We start from the raw sequence: 23416 nt of genomic DNA, 5'->3' as shown, positions 1-23416 counted from the left end.
CGTCCGGTCTCACATTAGGTCCAGCGACCCATCGACGGCCCTGACGCGTCGCTACTGTCAGCCGGGGTCAGGGACCAGCTCCGGCGCGGTCCACCCGACCGACACGGACGACTAGGGGGGTTCACCACTGTGTGGCAGCCGGTGTTCGCCTCCCACGACGCGCACGACGTGACGGTCGGTGCGGTACGCCTGACGGACGTCCGGTCGCCGGTCGCGGCCGCGGTCCGGCTCGCGGAGTCCGACGAGCCGCTGGTGCTCGTCGGTCACCGCAACGACGCGACCCGGATCCGGGTCGTGGCCGCCTACGTGTCGGCCAACCAGCCCGACCGCCTGGTCGCGCGCGCCTCCACCGACCACGCGCCCCTGGCCGGGGTGGCCGCGCTGGACCAGGCCGTCACGCTGGCCAAGGACGCGGGCCACGCCCTGAGCATCTGGCGCGACCTGCTCGACCGGACGTGGTCCGCGGCGGTGCTGTCGTCGGTCACCCGGCTGGGCCGGCCGAACCCGACCATGGTCCAGCACCTGCGGTCGTGGCTGCCGCGCAGCCGGTTCCTCGTGCAGCAGGGCGACTCGCCCCGCAGCGTGTCCGCGGGCGACGTCGACCAGCTCCTGGTGGACCTGCCCCGGCGCAGCCACGACATGTTCGTGACGGCCGGGACCGACGACGACGTCGTCCAGCGGGTGGTGTCCCAGCTCTCGCCCAGCCAGCTGCGCACGGTGGACGGGATGGCGGGCTGGCCCCAGGTCTACGGCGTCACCGAGCAGCTGCAGCTCGCGCTGCTCCCCAGCGACGCCGCCCGCGTCGTCCGCGCCCCCGGACCGGTCTGCGACGGGTGCGGCACGCACGCCGCCGACGCCGTCTGCCCGTTCTGCCGCACCAGGACCGCACCTCGGCCACAACTCGTGGGAGAAGGCTCGTGAACCCCCGTCAGCGTCGAGGCGTCATCTTCATGGTGCTCAGTGTCATCGTGGCGATCGCCGTGTTCGTCATCCTCACCAACTACGTCCGGTCGGTCAGCAGCCAGGTCGGCCCGACCACCACCGTCTACCGGGCGGTCGGACCCATCGAGGCCTTCGTCCCGCTGAGCGAGGAGAACCTGGAGGCCTACCAGGTGCCCGAGCGCTGGGTGAGCCAGACGGCCCGGCTGGAGCTGCCGGACCTGGACGGCCGTCGCGTCGGGTTCCCGCTCGCGGCGGAGACCGTCATCACCTCCGACATGCTCGTGCCGCCGTCGGACCTCAGCCCCACCGAGCGCGAGATCGCCATCAACGTGGACGCGGTCACCGGCGTCGCGGGCCGGGTGCGCACCGGTGACCGGGTCGACCTGTACTCCGTGTTCGCCGACGTCCCGGGCCTGCCGGCCCAGGTGCGGGTCCTGGTCCGCGACGTCCGGATCGTGTCGATCGGCGGGGTGCAGAGCGTCACGCAGACCGACCCGGAGGACGGGACCTCCGAGAACGACGTCCTGCCGGTCACGCTGGCGCTGGAGCCCGACGACTCGCTCGCGGTGACGTACGCGAACGCGTTCGCCGAGGAGGTGCGCCTGGTGGCGCTGCCGAGCGACGTGGGTCTCGACCGCTCCGAGGACATCGAGCAGTTCGACGCGGGCAGCCTCGGCGGCACCGCCATCCCCGAGGGTCTCGAGGGCCTGCCCGACCTGGAAGGCCTCCTGCCGTGACCCGCGTCATCATCGGGGCCGCCGACCAGGCGCTCGCCCGGGAGATCCAGAGCTCGCTGCTGGAGATGGACGACGTCGAGCTGGCGTACGTGGCGGCCACCACCACGGAGCTGGCCCAGGCGGTGCTGCGCGAGGACGCGGACATCGTCCTGGTGCACGACCTGCTCGGCCCGGACCCCGTGCTCGCGCTGGTCCGCGACCTGGGCATCCGCCGCCCGGCCACCGCGTCCCTGCTGGTCTCGGGCTCGGCCGACGCCGACACCGTGACCGCGGCGATGGAGGTCGGCGCCCGCGGCATGGTGTCGCTGCCGTTGTCGTTCGCCCAGCTGCAGGGCCGGTTGACCGCGGCGGGCGAGTGGTCCGCGCAGATCCGACGGATGATCAGCGCCGGGCCGGCCAGCAGCGGGTTCGACGAGTCGGCGGGGCGCGCCCGCATCGTCGGGTTCGCCGGGTCCAAGGGCGGGGTCGGCGTCACCACCCTGCTCACCCACATCAGCCTCGACATCGCGCGCACGGTGCCGTCCCTGGCCGTCTGCCTGATCGACCTGGACCTGGAGAAGGGCGACGTGCCCGGCCTGGTCGAGGTGCGCCACCGCATCGGCGTCGCCGACCTGGCCAAGGTCGCCGACGACCTGTCCGCCGGCACGGTGGCCGACGCCATGAGCCGGCACGAGTCCGGGGTGGACCTGCTGCTGGCCCCCACGGACATCCGGGACGTGGAGGCCGTCACCCCCCAGACGTTCCGTCAGGTGCTCGCCGCCATCCGGCAGGAGTACGACCTGGTGCTGCTGGACCTCGGTTCCCACGTCACCCCGGTGCAGGCGACCGCGCTGGAGCTGTGCGACGAGGTCGTCCTCGTGACCAACCCGGACGTGGCCTCGATGCGGGGGATGCGGCGCACGTTCAACGCCTGGGAGTCCCTGGGCGTGTTCAAGGAGACGGACGTCCGGGTGCTGCTCAACCGCGCCAGCAAGCAGGTGACGGTGTCCCTGGACACGGTGCGCCAGCTGACGCGCGCCTCGGTGCTGGACACCACGGTCCCGGCCGCGTTCCGGCGGCTCGAGCCCGCGATCAACGCCCGCAACCCCCTCGAGGTCCGCAACCCGCAGTGGTGGAACGACCTGAGGCGGGTCGGGAGGGAGATCAGCCTCGTGCCGCAGACCGTGACGCCGTCGACCCGACGCCGGGACGGCACCCGCACCTCACCCCCGGGCAGGACCGCGCCCACCGACGAGGGCTCCTCGGCGCGAGCCGGCGCTCGGCAGCGCCCCGGCCGCAAGCGACGCAAGACCGCCGACACGGGGTCGGCGTCCCTGGAGATGACCGCCATGATCCCGATCTTCGCGCTGATCGCGCTGCTGGTGTGGCACGTCGCCGTGCTCGGCTACGCGTCGGTGCTGCAGTCGGCGGCCTCCAACGTCGCGGCCCGCGAGTACGCCATCACGGCGTCGGCGTCGCAGGCGCAGGACGCCGCCCGTGACCGGTTGCCCTTCTACGAACCGGGCAACATCACCGTCCAGGTGTCGGGGGGTCAGGTGCGGACCAGCGTGGAGGTCCCGGACGTCGCCGGCACCTTCCTCCCCGGCATGCCGACCACGATCACCAGCACCCGACAGGTGGTGACCGAACCATGAGGCGGCTGCGGCCGGTCTCCCGGCGCGACGACCGGGGCCAGGCCACCCTCGAGCTGGTCGCCATGGTCCCGTTCGTCCTCTTCGTGACCGCCACCCTGCTCCAGCTGGCCGCGGTGGTCTGGGCCATCACCGACACCACCGAGGCCGCACGCCAGGGCGCCCGGGCCAGCTCCATCGGTGACGTCGACGGCTGCTCGGCCGCGCGAGCGGCCCTGTCGGGCACGTTGACGGCGACGAGCTGCATTGCCGACGGGGGGTCGCTCACCATGGAGGTGGACGCCCCGATCCTCGTCCCGGGCTTCGAGGACGTCGTCATCCGCCGCGAGGCGGCCATGCCCGACGTGTCGGACCGCTGATGCGCTCGTTCGAGGGCTTCGGGGTCGACCGCGCGCCCGCCGCGACCCGCTCGGCCCTGGCCGGTGACGTCGACAAGCCGCTGGTCGAACGGTTCAAGCAGCTGCTGCTGGAGGAGGTCGACCTCCACGAGCTCAGCCGGATGGAGGTGTCGCAGCGCCGGCTCCGCCTGGAACGCGTCATCGCCCACCTGGTGTCGCGCGAGGGCATCATCCTCACGACCCGCGAGCGCAACCGGCTGGTCCGCCGCGTCGTCGACGAGTCCATCGGCCTGGGCATCCTGGAGCCGCTGCTAGCCGACCCCGCCATCAGCGAGATCATGATCAACGGCCACGACAACATCTTCGTCGAGCGGTTCGGTCGCCTCGAGCGCCTCACGACCACGTTCTCCAGCAACGCCCAGCTGCTGCAGACCATCGACCGGATCGTGTCGACCGTCAACCGCCGGGTCGACGAGTCGAGCCCGATGGTCGACGCGCGGCTGCCCGCCGACAACCGGCTGCCGCGCGGCGCCCGCGTCAACGTCGTGCTGCCGCCCCTGGCGCTGAACGGGCCGACGGTGACGATCCGGCTGTTCCCCAAGGCGCTCGGCATGGCCGACCTGCTGCAGTACAAGAGCATCGACCCACCCACGGCCGAGCTGCTGGCCGCCTGCGTACGGGCCCGGCTCAACATCATCGTGTCCGGCGGCACGGCCTCCGGGAAGACGACGATGCTCAACGCCCTGTCGGCCTACGTCCCGAACGAGGAGCGCATCGTCACGATCGAGGACGCGGCCGAGCTGGTCCTGCTCCAGGAGCACACCATCCGGCTGGAGACCCGCCCGCCCAACGTCGAGGGCACGGGGCAGGTCACCATCCGCGACCTGGTCCGCAACTCGCTGCGGATGCGGCCCGACCGCATCATCGTCGGCGAGGTCCGGGGCGGCGAGGCGCTCGACATGCTGCAGGCCATGAACACCGGCCACGAGGGCTCGCTGGCCACGGTCCACGCCAACAGCACCGACGACGCGCTCAGCCGGTTGGAGACGCTGGCCTCGATGTCCGAGGTCGAGCTGCCGTTCGCCGCCATCCACGACCAGGTCAACGGGGCCGTAGACGTGGTCGTGCAGCTGCTCCGGACCGCGGACGGCACCCGACGCACGGTCGCGGTGGACTTCCTGACCTCGCGACGGCGCGAGGAGTACCGCCTGGCGCAGGTCATGCACTTCGACCCGCACAGCGGACCGGACGGCCGTGGTGGGTTCGAGCGGCACCCGCTGCCCGCCGGGCTGGTGGCCAAGCTGCGCGCCAAGGACGAGCCCGTCCCGGCCGGCTTCACGGTCGCCACCGGCGACGGTGACGGCGAGGAGGGTGGGGGCGTCACGTGGTCCTCCTGACCGTCCTGCTCCTCAGCCTGTCGACGGTGCTGCTCGTCGCGGCCTTCCTGGACTTCGTGTCGGCCCCGCTGGCGCAGCGCCGGGCCGTGGCGTCCGTGGTCGGCAACCGCGAGGGCGGCGCCCGGCAACGGGCCGACCTGGTGCAGGAGCGCTTCGCCCGGACGCGCCTGGGGCGGCTGCTGGAGCGCGAGCTGGTGATGGCGGGCAGCCCGCGCAGCCCGCTCACCGTGCTGCTGGCCGGGATCGCCGCGGGCCTCGCCGCCGGGGCGCTGCTGTGGACGCTGCTGGCGCCGCTGCTGAGCGTGCTCGGCCTCGTGGCCACCGTGATCGGAATCCGGGCGTACCTGCGCCGGGCGCAGGACCGACGACGCGAGGCCTTCATCGCCCAGATGCCCGAGCTGGCCCGGGTGCTCGCCAACGCCACCAACGCCGGGTTGTCCATCTCCACGGCCATCGGGATCGCCGGCGACGAGATGGACGAGCCCGCCCGGACCGAGCTGCGCCGTGTCGCGTCCAGCCAGGCGTTCGGCAGCGACCTGGAGTCGGCCCTGCTCGAGCTGCAGGAGCGCGTGCCGTCCCGCGAGGTCGCGGTCCTGCTGTCGACGCTGCTGGTCAGCGCGCGCAGCGGCGGTTCGCTCGTCACCTCGCTGCGCAGCATCGCCGACACCCTGGAGCAGCGGAAGGAGACCCGCCGCGAGATCCGGACCACGCTCGCGCAGAGCGTGACGACCGGCTACACGGTGATCGCCCTCGGGTTCGTCATCCTCGTCCTGCTCAACTTCATCAACCCCGGCACGGTCGACACGATGACCCGCAACGTGTTCGGGCAGGCCGCGCTGGTATTCGCCGCCGTCGTGTTCGGCATCGGGTTCGTCGCGATCCGTCGGATGACGCGGATCGACCTGTGAGCGCCCTGCTGCCCGCGGTGCCGGCGGTCGTCGTCGTCGGCTGCGTCGCGCTGTTCGTCGCGGGGATGCGGCTCATGCGCTCCGACGCGGTGGAGGGCCTCGAGGTGGGTGACCTGACCCTGCTGCGGGGCGAGCAGCGCCGCGACGCCGTGGGCCGGGGCCCGCTGGAGCGGCTGGCGCGGCCCCTGGTCCCGCTGCTGCGACGGCTGATGGGCCCCGTCCTCGAGGCCCGGCTCAAGCGCATGATCGAGCTCGCGGGCCGCCCCGACGGCGCCAGCGTCGACTCCGTGCTGCTGCGGATGGCCGTGGTCCTGGTGCTGGCCGTCCCCACCGGCCTGTTCTTCGCCGTCAACGGGCAGGTGTGGGTGCTGGTCCTGGTCCCCCTGGCCGTGGTCGTGTTCCCGCTGGCCCGGATCACCCGGGCGCGACGGCTGCGGCAGGAGTCGATCAGCGAGACCCTGCCCGACTTCCTGGACGTGCTGTCGGTGACGGTGAGCGCCGGCGTGGGGTTCCGCTCGGCCCTGGGGACCGTGGGCGAGCGCTTCGGCGGACCGCTGGGGGCCGAGGTGTCGCTCACCCTCGACCAGATCCGCAACGGCAGCTCGGTCCGCGAGGCCTTCGACCGGCTGCGCAAGCGCAACGACTCCGAGGCCCTGTCGCAGTTCGTCAGCGCGTTCATGCAGTCGGAGGACCTGGGCGCCCCGCTGGCCCAGACCCTCACGCGGATCTCCGAGGACACCCGCCGCGCCAGCGCCCAGGCCCAGCGCCAGAAGGCGGCCCGCGTCGCGCCCCGGGTCACGCTCGTCACCTCGATGGTCCTGGTGCCGGGCGCCCTCGCCCTGCTGTTCACCGGGTTCATCCTCGGCGCCGACGTCGACTTCGGTGCCATCTTCGGGAGCCTGCAGTGACGGGCACCGCCGGCCCGGCGCCCGGGCGGCAGGTCGACGGGCTGGCCACCGGGATGATCCGGGTGGCGCTGCTCGTCCGCCAGCTCGCGCTGGCCGCCGCCGCGCTGGCGATCCTGCTCCGCGGGCCGTCCGTCCTGGACGTGCTGGTGGTGCTGGCCCTGCTGGTGACCAGCCAGGCCGGGCTTCACAGCGTGCGCGTGCTGCAGCTCGTCGAACGGCACCCGTCCCTGGCGCTGGTCGACGTGCTGCTGGTCGCCGCGGCGACGGCCGCGCTCGGTCCCCGCCACCCCGTCGTCCTCGCGACCCTGACCTCGGCGCTGATCATCGGGGTGCTCTTCCGTCGCCGGACCTCACCGCTGCTCGTGGCCGTGCTGCTCACCGGCCACCTGCTGTCCCTGCGGGGGGAGCCCGCGCTCACCGTCAACGACATGATCGGGATGCCGGTCGCCATCGTGTCGGTCGCCGCGGTCGGGCTGGGCTTCCGGCTGCTGGTCGAGCAGGCGCAGCAGAGCGAGCGTCGTCTGGCCGAGGCCCGACGGACCGCGGCCGCCGCCGAGGAGCGCCTGCGGCTCGCCCGTGACGTCCACGACACGGTGGCCAAGTCCGTCCAGGGGGTGGCCCTGCTCGCCTCGTCGCTGCCGCAGTGGATCGAGCGGGACACCGCACGCGCCGTCGCCCACGCCGACCTCGTCGCCGCCAGCGCCCGGGACGCCGTGCGAGAGGCCCGGGCGCTGCTCAGCGACCTGCGCAGCGCCCCGGACGACGGGCTGCTCACCGACTGGCTGGAGGGGCACGTGCAGGCCTGGGCCGCCGGTCGCGAGGCGGCGGTCGACACCGACCTGGTCGACGTCCCCGGTCTGGACCCGGTCGTCTGCCGGGAGGTCCGGGCGGCCGTCCACGAGGCGCTGGAGAACGTCGACCGTCACGCCCCCGACGCCGCCGTCCGCGTGGTCCTCGACCACCTCGACGACGAGGTCCGGCTCACCGTCAGCGACGACGGGCCGGGCTTCGACCAGGCCCGGCGGGTGCAGGCGCTCGCCGCGGACCACTACGGCCTGGTGGGCATCGAGGAACGGCTCGCGGCCGTGGGGGGTCGCGGTGAGGTGCGGTCGGCCCCGGGCCGCGGCACCCAGGTCAGCCTGGTCGTGCCGACGGGAGCAGCGGTGCTGGACCTGACCCGGATGCCGGCACCCGCCCCGGCGGGGGACCGGCCCGCGGTGGTTCGAGGCGACCAGGCCGCGGTCGTCGGGCTGCGGGTGGTCAGGTGAGCACCGAGGCGGGCGCCGTCGTCCGGGTGGTGGTCGTCGACGACAGCGCGGTGGTCCGCACCGGTCTGCTGTCCATCCTGGGCCTGGACCCCGCCGTGCTGGTCGTGGGCGAGGCCGCCAACGGGGACGAGGCCATCGAGGTCGTCCGACGGCTCCGGCCCGACGTCACGCTGCTCGACGTCCAGATGCCGCGCCGCGACGGCGTCAGCGCCGCGCGCGAGATCGCGTCGTCGACCGCGGTCATCATGACCACGTTCACCGAGACCCCCGCGATCGTCCACGACGCCGTCGAGGCCGGTGCGGTCGGCTACCTGGTCCACGGGACGTTCGAGCCCAACGAGCTGGTCGCGGCCATCCTGGCCGCGGCGGCGGGCAGCGGGGTGTTCGGGCGACCGGCGCTGTCGGCGCTGCGGGCGGGTCGCCCGGCGGTGGCGCCCGACCGGTCGGGCTTCGGGCTCAGCCGCCGTCAGGAGGAGATCATGGAGCTGGTCTCGGCGGGACGGTCCAACAGCGACATCTCGCGCGAGCTGTTCCTGGCCGAGAAGACCGTCAAGAACCACATCAACCACATCTTCGCCGGGCTGGGCGTCCGCACCCGGGCCGAGGCGGTGTCGGTGTGGCTGGGCGGCGCGGCCGCCGGGGACCTGAGGTCGTTGTGAGGCCCAGGACCAGGCCTTTCTTGGGCCCGCACTTGGGCCCCTGGGCCCGGCCCGGAGCGGACCGCCGACCGTAACGTTCCCGGTGTCAGCACGGGGTCGGCAGGACCCACCACACAGCGCAGGCGGACCACCGCCGGAGGAGTCACCATGACCAAGCACCTCGTCCGCTTCCAGACCGCCATGACCACCCGTCTCCGCGACGACTCGGGCCAGGGTGCCCTGGAGTACGTCGGCATCCTGATCATCATCGGCGTCATCGTCGCCGCCGTCATCACCATCATCTCCGGCCAGGAGGGCGCGATCACCGGCGCCGTCACCACCGCGATCGAGAACTTCCTCTCCGGCGAGGGCTGATCCAGCACCCAGGTGGTCGCGCCGTGCCGGGGCCTGTCCCAGACAGGTCCCGGCACGCTGCGTGTCAGGTCGAGGGCACGAGGAGGCGGAGGTGGACGTGCGCGAGCGGATGAGGTTCGACGACTCGGGCCAGGGCATGCTGCCGCTGATGGTGCTGGTGTCCTTCAGCATCCTCGTCATCACCTTCTCCCTGCTGGTCCCCTGGGGATCGGCCACCACCGAGAAGTCCCAGAGCCAGACCGCCGCCGAGGCGGCCGCGCTGGGCGCGGTGCAGGGCAAGCGGGAGGCCTGGGGCGCCGGCACGCAGCCGAGCGCGCTGAGCATGCTCAGCGCGCTCGGCTGCGTGCCGGCGTCCCATGCCTCCCGGTGGCCCTGCACCGCAGCCAGCGCGGCCGCGCCGGCCGCGGTGCAGGGCAACCGGGAGGCCTGGGACGCCGGCACGCAGCCGGGCGTGCTGAGCATGCTCAGCTCGCTCACCCTCCCGGGCCAGGCACGCCTGGCGGGCTGCCTCAGCGGGGCCGACGCGGTCTACGCGAGCCGGAACGGCGCCACCGCCGTCTCCTGCCAGCACGCTTCGCGTCGAGGCCAGGACGGGGTCGAGGTCCTGGTGCGGAACAGGACCACCTCCCAGCCGGACACCGGGAGGGCCGAGGCACGGGCGATCGCCGTGATGGACGTCGACCTGGACGCGTGCCGCTGGACGGAGCCCCCGCCCCCGCCACCTCCTACCGGGCCGTCCACCTTCCCGAGCACGTTGGTGTGCGGCGGTTGGCGGGCCACCTACCTGCTCGACAACGTCCCGACGATCTACCCGACGACGACCCTCGTCAGCCCGACCGAGGACCTGCTCTACAACGGTCTCGAACCCCGGCTGGTCGACTGACCCCCTGACCGGTTCGGGTACGTTGCGTCTGGTTCCAGACATCCGTCAGGGGGGGTTCATGCGTTCGCTGCGCCAAGGGCTCGGGGTCCTGGTGACCTGCCCGCTGCTGCTGCTCGGGGCCGCGGGCCACGCGTCGGCCGGGGCCACGAGCCCGCCGGACGACGGCGCGTCGGAGCCGGCCGCGGCCTCGCCCGCCGGCTCCTCCCCGCGGACGCAGACCTCCTCCGAGGGCGTCGAGGTGACGACGTACGGCACGGTGACGGTCGCCCCGGACATGCGCTCCGACGAGGCGCCCGCGTACCAGGCGCTCCACGCGGTGCAGCGACTGGCGGAGCACACCGTCGTGTACTGGTCGGTGGGCTGGCCCGAGGAGCCTGACAACACCCTGATGTCCGTGCTCGGTCGAAACCCGACGTCGGGCAGCCGGCTCGACGGTGTGAACTCGGCGCAGTTCGTCAACATCGCCCTGCCGGAGCAGGGGCTGTTCCTGTACGCGGTGCAGGACCCGCAGGAGAGCCGCACCCGGGCCGCCACCTCCGGCAGCGACGCCCTGCCCTCCGAGCCAGGGGTCATGAACGTGATGTACGCCGTGCTGCCCGCGCTGCCGCCGGACGTGGACACCGTCGACGTGACCCTCGGCTACGCCGGCGTCGTGACGGACGTCCCGGTCGGGGACGGTCTGCTGGAGCCCACGGTCGACGGTCCGGAGGTCCCGCTGGGGACCGGCTGGCCCGAGGTCCCCGACGCGCTCCTGCAGCCCGTCCAGCTGCCCGGGTTCTCCAACCGGCCGCTGTTCGCGCCGTCGGAGCAGGTGGACGGGTTCAGCCGCGAGGCCGAGTCCGGTGAGCAGGTGAGCATCGACATCGCCGCCGACGTGCTGTTCGCCTTCGACTCCGCGGAGCTGTCCGACGAGGCCGTCACCCGCCTCGACGAGGTCGCGGCCGACCTGGCCGAGCGGGCCGCGCCCGGGGCGCTCACCATCGTCGGGCACACCGACAGCAACGGGTCCGACGCCTACAACGACGACCTGTCCCTGCGCCGCGCGCAGGCCGTCGCCGACGTCCTGGGCCCGTCGCTGACCGACGCCGACCTCGACATCAGCGTCGAGGGGCGCGGCGAGAGCGAGCCCGTCGCCGACAACGGGACGGAAGAGGGACAGCAGCTCAACCGCCGCGTCACCGTCGGCTTCACCGAGAACCCCGGGAGCGACTGATGCGCCGACGTCTCGCCGTGCCCTTCGCGGCGGCCGGGCTCGCCCTGCTGCTGGGCGGCTGCACCCTGTCCGGTGGGCAGTCCGACCCCAGCGGCTCGCCCGCGGCCGGTGGGTCCTCCACCACCGACCCCACCAGCACGCCGACCGCGTCCGAGACCCCGAGCGGTCCCACCCCCGAGGAGCTGTCGGCGGAGCTGCTCGAGCAGGCCGCTGCCGCGCCGCCGGCGCCCATCGGCAGCCAGACCGTGCAGGTGGACGCGATCGGCGGCTCGGCCACCGTGCCCGTCACGATCGACGTGCTCGCGGTGCAGCGCACCCGCGACGCCACCAAGGTCACCATGCAGATGTCCAGCCCCGAGGTCGTCGAAGGGCTCCGCAACACCGCGCTGAGCGCGGTCGGCCTGGAGAACACCACCTTCTTCGACCGCTTCGCGCTGCAGGACACCCCCAACGGCGTCAACTACCTCGCCCTGTCGTGGCTGCGCCCGGACCTCGACGAGGAGGACCCTGCCGGCCCGCCCAACTCGTGCATCTGCCCGTACCGCGGGGCCGCGCTCGTCCTGAGCCCCGAGCCGATCGTCATGGACGCCCTGTTCGGTCCGCTGCCCGAGGACGTGGGCACCGTCTCGTTCGTCGGGCCCGACGAGGTGCTCATCCCCGACCTGCCGGTCGCCCCCTTCACGGGCTGAGCGGCGACCGCCCCCCTTCAGTCGGCCGAGGCGCGCAGCATGAGCAGCCCGACCGTGCCCAGCGGCAGCAGGAACGCCGCGACGCAGTAGGCACCGAGCGGGATGAGGGACCGGCTGCTCGCCCCCGGCACCACGAACAGCGGCGCCGCCGCCGCGGCGGCGGGGCCGGTGCAGGCGATGCTGTGGCCCTCCCGGCCGGGGAACGACACGAGCGGCACCAGACCCACGTCCGCCACGACGATCCGGTCCTCGCGGGCGGCGGCCTCGGTCGACAGCGCCCGCTCGCCCTCGGTCGCCGTGCAGCCCAGCGCGTCGAGCTCGGGCCGCTCACCGGTCGGGGGCGTGCCGTACACGACGAGGTCCCCCACGAAGGCGACCCGGTCGGGGACGGTGTGGACCGCACCGACGGACAGGGGTACGGGCTCCCGGGACTCCGGCGAGGTCTGCACGAGGGCGCCGAGCGCCACGGCGCCGACCCCGACCACGAGTGCGAGGCACGACAGCGCGACCAGCAGGGCACGTCGTCGCGAGACGTAGCGGCGCCGGCGCGTGGACCGGCTCACGGTCGAGCCCCCCGACCGGACGCCGTGCCACGACGCAGCACCGCCCCGACCCCCACCAGCGCCAGCCCCACCACGACCGCGAACACCCCGAGCACGAGCATGGCTACCGCGGCGCCCCGGGCCCCGGTGCTGCCGATCGACAGGGCGAGGGGCTGGGCCCGCTCGGCGCCCGGACCGTCGCAGCGGACCGAGTCGCCGTCGGCGAAGTCGGTGGTCGCCACCAGCGGCTCCAGCTCGCCGACACCGTCGAGCTCCACCACGGTCTCCCCGGGCGGGCGCACCGCGAGCCGGGCCCCGTCCCGCCCGCCGGCGCTGACCACGACGCAACCCATCGCCTCGGTGAGCGAGCCGTCCACCTGCGGGTCCGCCCCGTGCACGACGACCGGCGCCAGGTTGAAAGGCTGCGTGGCCGGCACCGGCACCACCTCGCCCACGGGCAGCGCGACGGGCTCGCTCGCCTGGTCGGCGCCCAGCAGGACGACACCCACCAGGACCGCGACCACGCCCGCGACCAGGGCGAGCGCGCCCCCGCCGAGGCTGATGAGCGGCAGCCCGGGCCGCCCGGTCACGCGACCGTGTCCACGACGACGACGCTGCGCAGCACCTCGAGGACGCGCGAGGACTCGAACTCCGCCACGGGCGCGACGGCGATCACGGTGGCGAGACGGCCCTCGTCCACCTGCAGCACCAGCTGGGCGTAGCGCTCCTGCAGGGCCCCGGCCCGCGTGGACGTGCCCTGGGTCCACTGCGCGATGACGGCGTCGGTGGCGCCGGGCCACTCCACGGAGTCGCGCTCGAAGTCGGTGACGCCCTGCAGGTCGCTCAGGCTGGCCCCGAGCACGGACATCTGCTCGGCCGGTCCGGCCTCCGCCTCGACCTCCTCGAACGCGGCCACCTGGATCACCCCGCCGTCCGTCGTGGCCGGTCGTTCGAGCAGGAGCATGGTCACGCCACCCGGGCCGGTGGCCTCGGACTGCTGGAACTCCGCCGGGGCGGACAGGGTGAACGACGGCCCGGACACCTGCCGGCTGTCGCGGGGGACCTCTTCCAGGGGTAGCAGCTCGGGCCCCGCTTCCGTGGTGGGTTCGACGAGGTCGGCGACGGGGTCGGGTGAGGCCTCCGCCTGCTCCACGGCCCCGGACGTGCAGCCGCTGACGGCGAGGACGACGGCGAGGACGACCGTCGGGACCCCGGCGCGGGTCATCGTCCCGACCCGACCGGGCGCAGCAGCAGGCATGTCAGCAGTTGGTCCTCGGGACGTAGGCGGTGCCGTCGAAGTACTCCGGGTCGGCGTACTCCATGCTAGACGTGCCGTAGCTGGCGCTGACGCCCGCGACCGCGCCTGCCTTGAGCGCCGCCTCCAGTCCCGCGACGGTGCTGGAGCCGGCCACGACGTCGGTGCGCGTCAGGTCGCCGCGGTCGCGGACCGCGGCCAGGAACGGCTGCCCCAGCAGGGCCGAGGCGCCGGGGGCCAGGGGCGTCGCCCCGATGTCGACGGCCTCGATGCCCGTCGACGCCAGCAGCGAGGCCACGGCCTGCCGGTCCGCGTCCGTCGTGACCTCGAGCGTCGCGTCGTACTGGGTGCCGGTCCCGACGGAGTCGTTGGTCGAGGTCGAGAGCTCCCCCCCGAACAGCGCGTTCGTCAGACCGGCGCTGGTGCCGGTCGCCAGCCCGGACCTCGACGCCTTCACCACCTGCCCCGAGTCGTCGACCGTGACGGTGGTCAGCGTGGTGACCTCGCCCTCCAGCGAGGCCCCCTGCATGCCACCCAGGTCGATGATCCCCGCGAGGGCGTCACCGGACTCCTTGGTCTCGAAGTAGTAGGTCCGGTCCCCGTTGCCCTCGGGCTCGTAGCTGTAGCCGAGCACCCGGGAGGTGGCGACGCCGGCGTTGGCGGTCGCGACCCCGGAGGCGCCGACGTAGGCGCTGCCCTCGGCGACCAGGCCGCCCTCGACGAAGACCCGGTCGGGCGGCGGGAGCTGCTCCCCGATGCCGAGGGCCTCACGACCCCAGGCGGCCAGCGCGAACCCCACCGGGCTCGTGACGCCGGCCACCGCGTCGAACCGTTCCCAGTTCTCGGCGCTCAGCAGCCGGTCCCGCTCCTCCACCCCGTCGACGACCCACTCCTGGCCCCCGGAGAACGTCGCCCCGCCGGAGATCCCGGCGTCGGCCCCGAAACCCACCTCGGTGTCGGCCACGGTGAAGCCCACCTTGGCCCCGACCCCGACCGTGCCCTGCAGGTCGCCCCCGCTGCGCTGCGTCAGGCGGAACCGCCCGTCGCTGAGCTCTTCCCAGCCCATCGACCGGCTGCCGCCGACGCTGGCCACAGTGAAGTCGATCCCGGCGTTGATGGTGTCCGAGCTGCCCTGGACGACGCACGGGGCCGTCGGCTCCCGGGTCTGGACCTCGGTCTCGGACCCGCAACCGCCCAGGGTGATGAAGTTGCAGACGGCCCGGGCCACGTCCCGACCGACGGCGGGGGTGTTGGCCACGAACGCCGTGACGACCGCCGCGACGAGCGCACCGATGACGACGACCATGCCGACCAGCTCGAGGCTGCCCTGCCCGTCGTCGCCCGCGCGGCCCGTGCTCGGCGTTCTCCTCACCCGGGCATCGAAGCAGGCCCCGTCGGGACCGGGGTGGGTCCAGGGACCCGGTCAGCCGTAAGGCGTCGCCGGCGCCTGCCGGAGCTCCTCCTGGGAGTCGCCCCAGAGCACGCCGAGCCCCACCACCGCCGTCCAGAGCAGCAGGTCGACCGACCAGGACACCACGCCCGGGCTCACCAGCTGCCACCCCAGCAGCGCCGTGCCCGCCCAGGCGGACGGGTTGAGCAGGTAGGACAGGACGCCCGGGACGAGGGCCCAGGGGACCGCCGGCAGGCCGGCCCGCAGCCCGACCGTCGTGCGCCACCGGGTCGTCCACGCGACCAGGACCGTCACGAGGAACACCTGCACCATCACGAACGTGGTCACGCTCCCGCTCGGCCGGGCGATGAGGACGGCGAGGACGGCAGCCGCGGTGGCCGCGACGAGCAGCAGGACCGTGCTCCAGGCGACGTGGGCGACGAGTCGGAGTGGGCTCGTCCCGGACGGTGCGGGCAACACGGCCTCCTGGTGGGCACGGGTCGGGGCTGGACGTTGCGCGAGAAGGTAGCCCAGCCCACGGCGCCACCACCGGGCCCCAGGGCCCACGTCACGCCGTCGGTGCCCGGATAGTCTCGCTGCCCATGTCGCACCCCGTCCCCCGTCGTGGACCGGCGCCCTGGGTGGTCGTCCTCCTCACGCTGGGCGCCGTGGCCCTGGTGGGCGTCGTGTTCGTGGCCGGTGTCGCCGTGGGTGTCGTCGCCGCCCGCGCCGGCGGCGGTGCCGGAGGGTCCGGGGTGGCGGCCCCGCCGCTGCCCGCGGCCCCCGCGCTGCCGGGGGACGACGTCCCGGTGCCGGACGACCCGACGACGAGCGACCCGGTCCCGGGGGACCCTGCGGAGGGGTCCGCGGCCGGCGGGGCGTTCGACCCCTGCCTGGTCGGCACCTGGCAGAGCACCGAGCACTCCGAGAGCTACGAGACCGAGCAGGGCCCCGCGTCCATCACCGAGCTGGAACGGACCATCGTGTTCGGTCCCGACGGCCGCCAGACCATCACCTACGAGTCCTCGCAGGCCACCATCACCACGGAGGTCGGGGCGCTGCCGGCGGTCTTCGAGGGGTCTGTCGTGTACGACGCCACCACCAGCGGGTCGACGATGTCCTTCGAGCTGCTGTCCGCCGACGGGACCGTGACCGTCCTCGGCCCGGACGGCGAGGTCGCCGAGGAGCGGCCGCTGGAGCCCGGCTCGGGCGACGTGTCGTACGCCTGCGACGAGACCGACTTCGTGCAGGAGGCCGAGGGCTACCGCTCGGCCTACGAGCGCGTGGCCTGACCGGGCGGGTCAGCGCCCGGGCGGAGGTGCGACCAGGCGGCGCCCGACGAGCAGCGCGTAACCGACCAGGGCCGCCCCGCCCAGCAGGAACGGCCACCACGGCACCGGGGCCTGCGCACCCACGACCAGCAGCAGGACACCGACCGCGATGCCGACCGTGCCCCCGATCAGCGGCGCGACCACCAGCTGCCACCGCAGTCGGGCCCGCTCGGCGGGGGAGGGACCGGGGACGCTCATGATCGCGACGCTACCTGCTCGTGGGTGCACCACCAGGTGGTCCGGCCGCCCACCTGACCGGTCGCCATCTCGGCGCCGCAGCGCGGGCACCGCCCGCCCCTCACCCGGTGGCGGATCACCTCCCCGGTGTGGACGCCGCCGTTCCTGATGGCGGCGCGGGTCGCGGCCCGCAGGGTGCGGTGCAGGGACGTCAGCTCCTCGGCGTCCAGGTCCCCGGCCTGACGGTGCGGGTCGAGGCGGGCCTGCCACAGCGTCTCGTCGACCAGCAGGTTCCCGACCCCGGCCAGGACCGACTGGTCGAGCAGCCGCGCCTTGAGCGGGGCGGTCCCCCGACCCACCCGGGCCCGGAAGTCGGCGACGCCGATCTCGGCCGCGTCGGGGCCGAGGTCGTCCAGGTCGGGGTCGAGGCGGACCCGACCGAGCCGTCGCTTGTCGAACAACCGCATCGAGCCGCCGTCGTCGAAGGTGAGCGTGAACCGGTACCACTGCGGCGACGCCACGGACGCGTCGGTGCCGTCCGCGCCCCGCACCGGGTCACCGCCGTGCTCCACCCGGCCGTCGGCCGTGCGGACGATGATGCGCCCGCTCATGCCCAGGTGGATGCCGAGCTGCGGGCCGTCACCGTCGGTGTCGCACCACATCGTCTTGCCGCGGCGGTGCGCCACCGTCAGCGCCCGCCCGAGCAGCGCGTCCCGGATCTGGCCCGGGGCGTGCGGACGGCAGACCCACTCGTCGGTGTCGTCGACGTCGCTGATGGTGCGCCCCAACGCCGCCCGCTCGATGGTGGAGCGGGCCAGCTCGACCTCGGGCAGCTCCGGCACCGGCTCAGGCCAGCTTCGTCTTCAGGAAGTCCACCGTCCGGGCCCAGGCCTGCTTCGCCAGGTCGGCGTCGTAGGTGCCCATGTGGTCCTCGTCGTTGAAGAACGCGTGCCCGGCGCCGGGGTAGCGGACGATCTCGACGGAGCCGCGGGCCTTGGCCACCAGCTCGGCCTCGAGGGCGTCGACCTGCTCCGGCGGCGCGAAACCGTCCTCGGTGCCGAAGTGGCCCAGCACCGGTGCGGTGATGCCGGCCAGGTCGACCTGGTCGTAGCCGCCGACGCCGTAGAAGGGGACGGCCGCGCCGACCCGGTCGCCCTGCTGCGCGGCCAGCACGAGCACGAACCCGCCGCCCATGCAGAAGCCGACCGCGCCGACGGTGGCCGAGGTGACGGCGTCGTAGCCGAGCAGGAAGTCGACGGCCCCGGCCAGGTCGGCGGCCGCCCCGGCGACGGGCAGGTCCTGCATCAGCTGCCCGGCCTCGTCGGAGTCGTGCGTCGTCCGACCGCCGAACAGGTCCGGCGCCAGGGCGACGAAGCCCTCGGCCGCGAACCGGTCGGTGACGTCCTTGATGTGCTCGGTCAGGCCCCACCACTCCTGGATGACGACCAGGCCGGGCCCGGTGCCGGACTCCGGGGTCGCGAGGTAGCCGTGCGCGGTGCCGCCGTTGGAGGCGAAGCTGACGTTCTGGTGGGGGTTCTGAGAGGTGTCGGTCACGCCGTCACGGTACGTCGGCCTCCTCCCCTCGGCGATCCAGGCGCATGCTGGCCCGGTGAGCGGAGCGGGGACGGTCGCGTACGGGACCAGGCAGGGGCGGGGGCTGCTGGCGGCGGTCGTGCTCGGCGGCGCCATCGCGTTCCTGGACTCCACGGTCGTCAACGTGGCCCTGCCCAGCATCGGTGCCGACCTGGACGCCAGCTTCGCGCAGCTGCAGTGGGTGGTCACCGGCTACACCCTCACGCTGGCCGCGTTCATCCTCATCGGCGGCTCGCTCGGTGACCGGGTCGGTCGGCGACGGGTCTACGTCTGGGGGATCGCCGGGTTCGCGGTCACGTCGCTGCTGTGCGCGCTGGCCCCGACGGCCGACGTGCTGGTGGCGGCCAGGCTGCTGCAGGGGGTGGCCGGGGCGCTGCTGACGCCGGGCTCCCTGGCCGTCATCCAGGCCAGCTTCCGTCCCGCCGACCGGGGCCGGGCGATCGGCACGTGGGCGGGCGTCGGGGCCGTCGCCCCGGCGCTGGGACCACCGCTGGGTGGGTTCCTGGCCGAGATCGACTGGCGGCTGGTGTTCCTCGTCAACCTGCCCGTCGCCGCGCTCGCGCTGCTGCTGACCGCCCGCTTCGTGCCGGAGAGCAAGGACCCGGACGCCGCGAACGGGTTGGACTGGCTCGGCGCCGGCCTGGGCGTCGTCGCCCTGGGCACGCTCACCGTGGCGCTGGTCGGCGGGGGCGCGGGCGAGGGGGGCGAGGTGCTCGCAGCGCTCGTGCCCGCCGCGGCCGTGGTCGCGGTCGGGTCGGGCGTCGGGTTCGTGTGGTGGCAGCGGCGGGCGGCCGACCCGATGGTGCCGCCCTCGCTGTGGGCCAACCGCACGTTCACCATCGCCAACCTGCTGACCCTCGCGGTGTACGCGGCGCTCAGCGGGCTGTTCTTCTTCCTCGTCCTGCAGCTGCAGACGTCGCTGGGCTACCGGCCCGTCGTCGCGGGCGCGGCGGCGCTGCCCTCCAGCGTCATGCTGCTGCTGTTCTCCTCCCGGGCCGGGGACCTGGCCACCCGCACGGGGCCCCGGTTGCCGCTGCTGACCGGACCCCTGGTCGCGGCGGTCGGGGTGGCGCTGCTGGCGTTCGTGTCGCCCGGCGACTCCTACCTGCTGCACGTGCTGCCCGGCGTGCTGCTGTTCGGCGCCGGTCTGGCGCTGCTGGTGGCGCCGTTGACGACGACCGTGCTGGCCGCGGCCCCGGACCGGCTCACCGGCACCGCGAGCGGGGTCAACAACGCGATCAGCCGGGCGGGTGGGTTGCTGGCGGTGGCCGCGCTGCCGGCGCTGGTCGGGCTCGGCGCCCGGGACTACGCCGACCCGGAGGCCCTGACGGCCGGGTACCGGGCGGCCATGCTGGTGTGCGCGGGGCTGCTGGTGGCGGGCGGGCTCAGCGCGCTGGCGCTGCCACGTCGCCTGGTCGACTGCGCGCCCCCCCGGGAGCCGGCGGGGTCGCCGGGGCCGCCGGGGCCGCCGGGGCCGCCGGGGCCGCCGGGGCCGGTACCTGTACCGACCAGCGACACGACACGCGGTCTCGACGGTCGAAGCCCGCCCTGAGCCCCTCGTNGCCGCCGGGGCCGCCGGGGCCGGTACCTGTACCGACCAGCGACACGACACGCGGTCTCGACGGTCGAAGCCCGCCCTGAGCCCCTCGTGCGTCGCTGGGCGGTACGCGGGCGGGGCCCTCTCGCGCCCCGCGCCCCGGGCTGGTAGACCCAGGACATGAGCCGGACCGGTGACGTGGGCGTCGTGCTGCCGCGGGAGGTACCGCCGGCCGACGTCGCCCGGGTCGCCCGGGCGTGCGAGGACGCGGGCTTCGACGAGGTGTGGGTGGTCGAGGACTGCTTCTTCACCGGAGGACTGACCACGGCCGCCCTCGCCCTCGCGGCCACCGAGCGCGTCACGGTCGGCATCGGGATCCTGCCGGCCGTCGTGCGCAACGCGGCCTTCACCGCGATGGAGCTGGCCACCCTGGCCGGTGCGTTCCCCGGCCGGGTGCACGCGGGGCTCGGTCACGGCGTGCTGCCGTGGATGGCGCAGGTCGGGGCGACCCCCGGGTCGTGGTTGACGTCCCTGCGGGAGACCACGGACGCCGTCCGGGACCTGCTGCACGGGCGCACCGTCACGACCGCTGGGGACCAGGTCACCCTGGACGCGGTCACGCTGGCGTTCCCGCCGGACGTCGTACCGCTGCTCAGCCTCGGGGTGCGTGGCCCCCGCTCCGTCGAGGTCGCCGGCGGGCACGCCGACGGGCTGGTGCTGTCGGAGCCCTCGCCCCCGGGCTACGTCGCGGCGTCGCGGACCCGGCTGCGCGAGGCGGCCGACGCGTCGAGCCGTCCGGGACCCCGCCGGCTGAGCGTCTACACCTGGGCCCTGACCGGGGACCACGTCAACGTCGACGCAGCCGACGAGCTGCTGCGGGCCCGCTGCGGCGACGCCCTCCGGCACGGCGGCATCGACGCCCACCTCGCCGACCTGGACGCGCCGTCACGGGAGCACCTGGACGACGTGCGGGCGGGTACCGACACCCTGCGCGACGACGTGCTGGACCTGCTCGTGCTGCGGGGCGACGCCGCGCACGTGCGAGCAGGCGTGGCCACCCGGCACGCCGCGGGCGCCGACTGCGTGGTGCTGGTGCCCCCGCGGGCCGACGCCGGGGTCGCCACGGTCCTGGCCGACGTCGCCGCGCTGGGGGCGGCCCTCGCCTGAGCGGCCGCGTCGACCCCACGACCGGCTCCCGCGACCCCCGGCCCCCGGCCCCCAGACCCCAGGGCCCCCCCCCCCCCCCCCCCCCTCCGCGGGCGCCGACTGCGTGGTGCTGGTGCCCCCGCGGGCCGACGCCGGGGTCGCCACGGTCCTGGCCGACGTCGCCGCGCGGGGGGCGGCCCTCGCCTGAGTGGCCGCGTCGACCCCACGACCTGCTCCCGCGGCCCCCGGCCCCCGGCCCCCGACCCCCGGCCCCCGACCCCCGACCCCCGACCCCCGACCGGGTGTACCGACCAGCGACACGACACGCGGGGTGGACGGTCAGGACGGCGAGGAGCGACCCCGGTCGTCGCTGGTCGGTACGGCCCGTAGACCGTCCGTCCGCGCGTCCCCAGGCGAGACCGACCGCGGGCGGTCCACAGGGCGCGGGACGACACGGGAGCGCCGGGCGCACTCGGGTCAGCATCGTCGGCATGGACCCCGTCACCGCGCTGCACCTGCTGGGTGGTTCCGCCCGCACCCGCGACCTGCTGCCCCGGACGACCCGTCGGGCGCTGCAGCGGGCACTCGAGGACGGCACCGTGCGCCGGGTCGCGCGAGGCCGCTACGTGCTGCCCGACGCGCACCGGGCGACCCAGGCCGCGGCCGCCGCACCGGGCGTGCTCGCCGGGGTGTCCGCGGCCCAGGCGTACGGCTGGCCCACGCTGCGCCGCCGCGACGACGTCGTGGTCGCGGTGCTGCCCGGCCAGCGGGTCGACCCGCTGCCGGGCGTGACCTACCGGCGCCTGCGCCTGGACGCCGACGAGCGGCGGGCCGGCCGGACCTCTGCGCTGGCCACGGTGGTCGACTGCGCCACGTCGCTGCCGTTCGTCGACTCGCTGGCCGTCGCGGACGCGGCGCTGCGGGACGGCTCCGTGCTCGTCGCCGAGCTGCAGGACGTGGCGGACGGGTTTCGGGGCCGCGGTGCCGCGGACCTGCGCCGGGTCGCGCGTCATGCCGACGCCCGCGCGGCCAACGCGTTCGAGTCCCGTCTGCGCGGTCACCTGCTGCTGGCAGGGGTGAAGGGTCTGGTCCCCCAGCACGTCGTCACCGCACCGGGGTTCCTGGCGGCGGTGGACCTGGCGGTCCCTGAGCGGCGGGTGGCCATCGAGGCGGACGGCTACGAGGTCCACGGGACGCGCCGGCAGTTCGCGCTCGACCTGCAGCGTCATGACGAGCTCGCCGCGCTGGGCTGGACGACGCTGCGCTTCGCCTGGGAGCACGTCGTGTTCCACCCCGCCTGGGTGGTCGAGCAGCTCACGTCCGTGCTGCGACGACGGCGCTGCGTCGCTGCGTGACCGTGGCCCGACCTGGACCCCCGCGCACCGACCCCGGACCTTGCCCCCGCAGACGTCGGCCGCGGCGAGAGCCTCTCGTTCGACGTCGGGCCGCGGCGGGAGCTCGGTCGACGCCGGGCCGCGGCGAGCGCCTCTCGGACCAAGCCGGATGTACCGACCAGCGACACGACACGCGGGGTGGATGGTCCCCGACCGTCCGGGGCGCCTCGCGTGTCGCTGGTCGGTACGGCGCGGGCGTCCGCCTGGTCGGCGCGGCCTGAGCTTCCCCCAAGCGCCTGGTCAGCGGCCCAGCTGCCGCCCGGGCGACGGCCCGGGCAGCAGCGCTCCCCTCAGTTGAGCTTGCGGGTGCCCTCGGGCAGCGCACCGCCGTCGTACGCGCTGGTGGCGAGGTCGGCGAGCGCGGTCAGGGCGACGTTCTGGCTCCAGGGACCGAACGACACGCGCGCGACGCCGAGCTCCTGCATCCGGCGCAGCGGCAGCGCCCCGGGGACGGCGATCAGGTTGAGCCGCTGCGGGCCGAGCGCCTCGACCAGGGCGTTCACCTGGGCCTCGTCCAGCTTGCCGGGGGCGAAGAACGTCGACGCCCCGGCGTCCAGGTAGGCCTTGCCCCGCTCGACCGCCTCGGCCAGCACGTCGGCCGGGTCGCGGTCGCCCGCCTTGAGGAAGGCGTCGGTGCGGGCGTTGAGGACGAACGGGACCCCGGCGGCCTCGCCCGCCGCGACAGCCGCGCGGACGGCGGCGACGGCCTCCTCCAGCGGCTTCATCTGGTCCTCGAGGTTGGCGCCCACGATGCCCACGTCGATGGCGCGGGACACGGTGGCCCCGGCGTCGCCGTAGCCGGCCTCGAGGTCGGCGCTGACCGGCAGGTCGACCGCGGCGGCGATCCGGCCGACGGCGGCGATCATCTCCTCGACGGGGATCACCTCACCGTCGGGGTACCCGGCGGAGGCGGCGATCGAGTGGCTGGCGGTGGCGAGCGCCCTGGTGCCGGGGACCTCGGCGACGGTCGTCGCGGTGATGACGTCCCAGACGTTGACGACCACGAGGAGCTCGGGGTCGGTGTGCAGCCGCTGCAGCGTGGCGGCCCGGTCGGCGGTGGTGACGACATCAGTCATCTCACGACCGTAGCCAGGCCTGGTGAGGACTGCCCGAGGAGGCCAGGA

General features: G+C 74.6%; 26 protein-coding genes. 17 read left to right on the top strand and 9 right to left on the bottom strand.

Annotated elements, in window-relative coordinates; translation table 11 throughout:
• Nucleotides 1–141 precede the first annotated feature (141 nt).
• The 13 genes from ACR80Q_RS00925 (at nucleotide 142) to ACR80Q_RS00865 (ending at nucleotide 11927) form a co-directional block, all read left to right on the top strand.
• Complete coding sequence (locus ACR80Q_RS00925; RefSeq protein WP_435375658.1) at nucleotides 142–921, top strand: hypothetical protein; 780 nt, start codon at nucleotides 142–144, stop codon at nucleotides 919–921.
• Nucleotides 918–1679: a Flp pilus assembly protein CpaB gene (gene cpaB / locus ACR80Q_RS00920; protein ID WP_435375657.1), complete on the top strand. Its 762-nt coding sequence runs from the start codon at nucleotides 918–920 to the stop codon at nucleotides 1677–1679. The genes ACR80Q_RS00925 and cpaB overlap by 4 nt, the downstream gene beginning before the upstream one ends.
• Nucleotides 1676–3313 carry a CpaE/TadZ family protein gene (locus ACR80Q_RS00915; protein ID WP_435375656.1) on the top strand — a complete coding sequence of 546 codons (1638 nt, stop codon included), beginning with the start codon at nucleotides 1676–1678 and terminating at the stop codon, nucleotides 3311–3313. The genes cpaB and ACR80Q_RS00915 overlap by 4 nt, the downstream gene beginning before the upstream one ends.
• Nucleotides 3310–3669 (top strand): TadE family protein, encoded by a 360-nt coding sequence (locus ACR80Q_RS00910; RefSeq protein ID WP_435375655.1) that lies wholly within the window; start codon nucleotides 3310–3312, stop codon nucleotides 3667–3669. The genes ACR80Q_RS00915 and ACR80Q_RS00910 overlap by 4 nt, the downstream gene beginning before the upstream one ends.
• Nucleotides 3669–5045, top strand: coding sequence for a TadA family conjugal transfer-associated ATPase (locus ACR80Q_RS00905; protein ID WP_435375654.1), 1377 nt, complete (start codon nucleotides 3669–3671; stop codon nucleotides 5043–5045). The genes ACR80Q_RS00910 and ACR80Q_RS00905 overlap by 1 nt, the downstream gene beginning before the upstream one ends.
• Nucleotides 5033–5953: a type II secretion system F family protein gene (locus ACR80Q_RS00900; RefSeq protein WP_435375653.1), complete on the top strand. Its 921-nt coding sequence runs from the start codon at nucleotides 5033–5035 to the stop codon at nucleotides 5951–5953. Before ACR80Q_RS00905 ends, ACR80Q_RS00900 begins: the two co-directional genes overlap by 13 nt.
• Nucleotides 5950–6861, top strand: coding sequence for a type II secretion system F family protein (locus ACR80Q_RS00895; protein WP_435375652.1), 912 nt, complete (start codon nucleotides 5950–5952; stop codon nucleotides 6859–6861). The genes ACR80Q_RS00900 and ACR80Q_RS00895 overlap by 4 nt, the downstream gene beginning before the upstream one ends.
• Nucleotides 6858–8129, top strand: a complete 1272-nt coding sequence (locus ACR80Q_RS00890; RefSeq protein ID WP_435375651.1) for a sensor histidine kinase — start codon at nucleotides 6858–6860, stop codon at nucleotides 8127–8129. The genes ACR80Q_RS00895 and ACR80Q_RS00890 overlap by 4 nt, the downstream gene beginning before the upstream one ends.
• A complete protein-coding gene (locus tag ACR80Q_RS00885) occupies nucleotides 8126–8788 on the top strand; it encodes a response regulator (RefSeq protein WP_435375650.1) in 663 nt (220 codons plus the stop codon). Before ACR80Q_RS00890 ends, ACR80Q_RS00885 begins: the two co-directional genes overlap by 4 nt.
• A 147-nt stretch (nucleotides 8789–8935) precedes the next feature.
• Nucleotides 8936–9142: a hypothetical protein gene (locus ACR80Q_RS00880; protein WP_435375648.1), complete on the top strand. Its 207-nt coding sequence runs from the start codon at nucleotides 8936–8938 to the stop codon at nucleotides 9140–9142.
• Nucleotides 9143–9233: 91 nt separating this feature from the next.
• Nucleotides 9234–10025 carry a hypothetical protein gene (locus ACR80Q_RS00875; protein ID WP_435375647.1) on the top strand — a complete coding sequence of 264 codons (792 nt, stop codon included), beginning with the start codon at nucleotides 9234–9236 and terminating at the stop codon, nucleotides 10023–10025.
• 58 nt (nucleotides 10026–10083) lie between these two features.
• On the top strand, nucleotides 10084–11238 hold the full coding sequence (locus tag ACR80Q_RS00870; RefSeq protein WP_435375645.1) for an OmpA family protein: 1155 nt from the start codon (nucleotides 10084–10086) through the stop codon (nucleotides 11236–11238).
• On the top strand, nucleotides 11238–11927 hold the full coding sequence (locus tag ACR80Q_RS00865; RefSeq protein ID WP_435375644.1) for a hypothetical protein: 690 nt from the start codon (nucleotides 11238–11240) through the stop codon (nucleotides 11925–11927). The genes ACR80Q_RS00870 and ACR80Q_RS00865 overlap by 1 nt, the downstream gene beginning before the upstream one ends.
• Before the next feature lie 17 nt (nucleotides 11928–11944).
• Here ACR80Q_RS00865 and ACR80Q_RS00860 read toward each other — a convergent pair whose 3' ends face one another.
• From ACR80Q_RS00860 to ACR80Q_RS00840, 5 genes are read right to left on the bottom strand one after another with little or no spacing between them, the layout of a single operon-like run.
• On the bottom strand, nucleotides 11945–12490 hold the full coding sequence (locus ACR80Q_RS00860) for a hypothetical protein (RefSeq protein ID WP_435375643.1): 546 nt from the start codon (nucleotides 12488–12490) through the stop codon (nucleotides 11945–11947).
• Nucleotides 12487–13059 carry a hypothetical protein gene (locus ACR80Q_RS00855; RefSeq protein WP_435375642.1) on the bottom strand — a complete coding sequence of 191 codons (573 nt, stop codon included), beginning with the start codon at nucleotides 13057–13059 and terminating at the stop codon, nucleotides 12487–12489. The genes ACR80Q_RS00860 and ACR80Q_RS00855 overlap by 4 nt, the downstream gene beginning before the upstream one ends.
• Complete coding sequence (locus ACR80Q_RS00850) at nucleotides 13056–13727, bottom strand: hypothetical protein (protein WP_435375641.1); 672 nt, start codon at nucleotides 13725–13727, stop codon at nucleotides 13056–13058. The genes ACR80Q_RS00855 and ACR80Q_RS00850 overlap by 4 nt, the downstream gene beginning before the upstream one ends.
• A 1-nt stretch (nucleotide 13728) precedes the next feature.
• Nucleotides 13729–15096, bottom strand: coding sequence for a hypothetical protein (locus ACR80Q_RS00845; protein WP_435375640.1), 1368 nt, complete (start codon nucleotides 15094–15096; stop codon nucleotides 13729–13731).
• Nucleotides 15097–15147: 51 nt separating this feature from the next.
• Nucleotides 15148–15591 carry a hypothetical protein gene (locus ACR80Q_RS00840; RefSeq protein ID WP_435375639.1) on the bottom strand — a complete coding sequence of 148 codons (444 nt, stop codon included), beginning with the start codon at nucleotides 15589–15591 and terminating at the stop codon, nucleotides 15148–15150.
• A gap of 125 nt (nucleotides 15592–15716) precedes the next feature.
• Between ACR80Q_RS00840 and ACR80Q_RS00835 the strand changes: the two genes are divergently transcribed.
• Complete coding sequence (locus tag ACR80Q_RS00835) at nucleotides 15717–16406, top strand: hypothetical protein (RefSeq protein WP_435375638.1); 690 nt, start codon at nucleotides 15717–15719, stop codon at nucleotides 16404–16406.
• A gap of 9 nt (nucleotides 16407–16415) precedes the next feature.
• Here the strand turns inward: ACR80Q_RS00835 and ACR80Q_RS00830 are convergent, their stop codons facing one another.
• The 3 genes from ACR80Q_RS00830 to ACR80Q_RS00820 are packed head-to-tail and all read right to left on the bottom strand — an operon-like array spanning nucleotide 16416 to nucleotide 18176.
• A complete protein-coding gene (locus ACR80Q_RS00830; protein ID WP_435375637.1) occupies nucleotides 16416–16643 on the bottom strand; it encodes a hypothetical protein in 228 nt (75 codons plus the stop codon).
• Nucleotides 16640–17464, bottom strand: a complete 825-nt coding sequence (locus tag ACR80Q_RS00825) for a DNA-formamidopyrimidine glycosylase family protein (RefSeq protein ID WP_435375636.1) — start codon at nucleotides 17462–17464, stop codon at nucleotides 16640–16642. Before ACR80Q_RS00825 ends, ACR80Q_RS00830 begins: the two co-directional genes overlap by 4 nt.
• Before the next feature lie 4 nt (nucleotides 17465–17468).
• Nucleotides 17469–18176: a dienelactone hydrolase family protein gene (locus ACR80Q_RS00820; RefSeq protein WP_435375635.1), complete on the bottom strand. Its 708-nt coding sequence runs from the start codon at nucleotides 18174–18176 to the stop codon at nucleotides 17469–17471.
• A gap of 55 nt (nucleotides 18177–18231) precedes the next feature.
• Between ACR80Q_RS00820 and ACR80Q_RS00815 the strand changes: the two genes are divergently transcribed.
• From ACR80Q_RS00815 to ACR80Q_RS00805, 3 genes are all read left to right on the top strand, one after another.
• On the top strand, nucleotides 18232–19767 hold the full coding sequence (locus tag ACR80Q_RS00815) for an MFS transporter (protein WP_435375634.1): 1536 nt from the start codon (nucleotides 18232–18234) through the stop codon (nucleotides 19765–19767).
• Between the two features lie 165 nt (nucleotides 19768–19932).
• Nucleotides 19933–20919: an LLM class flavin-dependent oxidoreductase gene (locus ACR80Q_RS00810; protein ID WP_435375633.1), complete on the top strand. Its 987-nt coding sequence runs from the start codon at nucleotides 19933–19935 to the stop codon at nucleotides 20917–20919.
• 470 nt (nucleotides 20920–21389) lie between these two features.
• Nucleotides 21390–22253, top strand: a complete 864-nt coding sequence (locus ACR80Q_RS00805; RefSeq protein ID WP_435375632.1) for a DUF559 domain-containing protein — start codon at nucleotides 21390–21392, stop codon at nucleotides 22251–22253.
• Nucleotides 22254–22582: 329 nt separating this feature from the next.
• Here ACR80Q_RS00805 and ACR80Q_RS00800 read toward each other — a convergent pair whose 3' ends face one another.
• Nucleotides 22583–23368 carry an isocitrate lyase/PEP mutase family protein gene (locus tag ACR80Q_RS00800; RefSeq protein WP_435375631.1) on the bottom strand — a complete coding sequence of 262 codons (786 nt, stop codon included), beginning with the start codon at nucleotides 23366–23368 and terminating at the stop codon, nucleotides 22583–22585.
• Between the last annotated feature and the right edge of the window lie 48 nt (nucleotides 23369–23416).

The organism is Aquipuribacter aurantiacus (assembly GCF_051216895.1).
GTDB lineage: Bacteria > Actinomycetota > Actinomycetes > Actinomycetales > JBBAYJ01 > Aquipuribacter.
The sequence above is the reverse complement of the archived record's forward strand: the minus strand, read 5'-3'. Positions and strand labels throughout refer to the sequence as shown.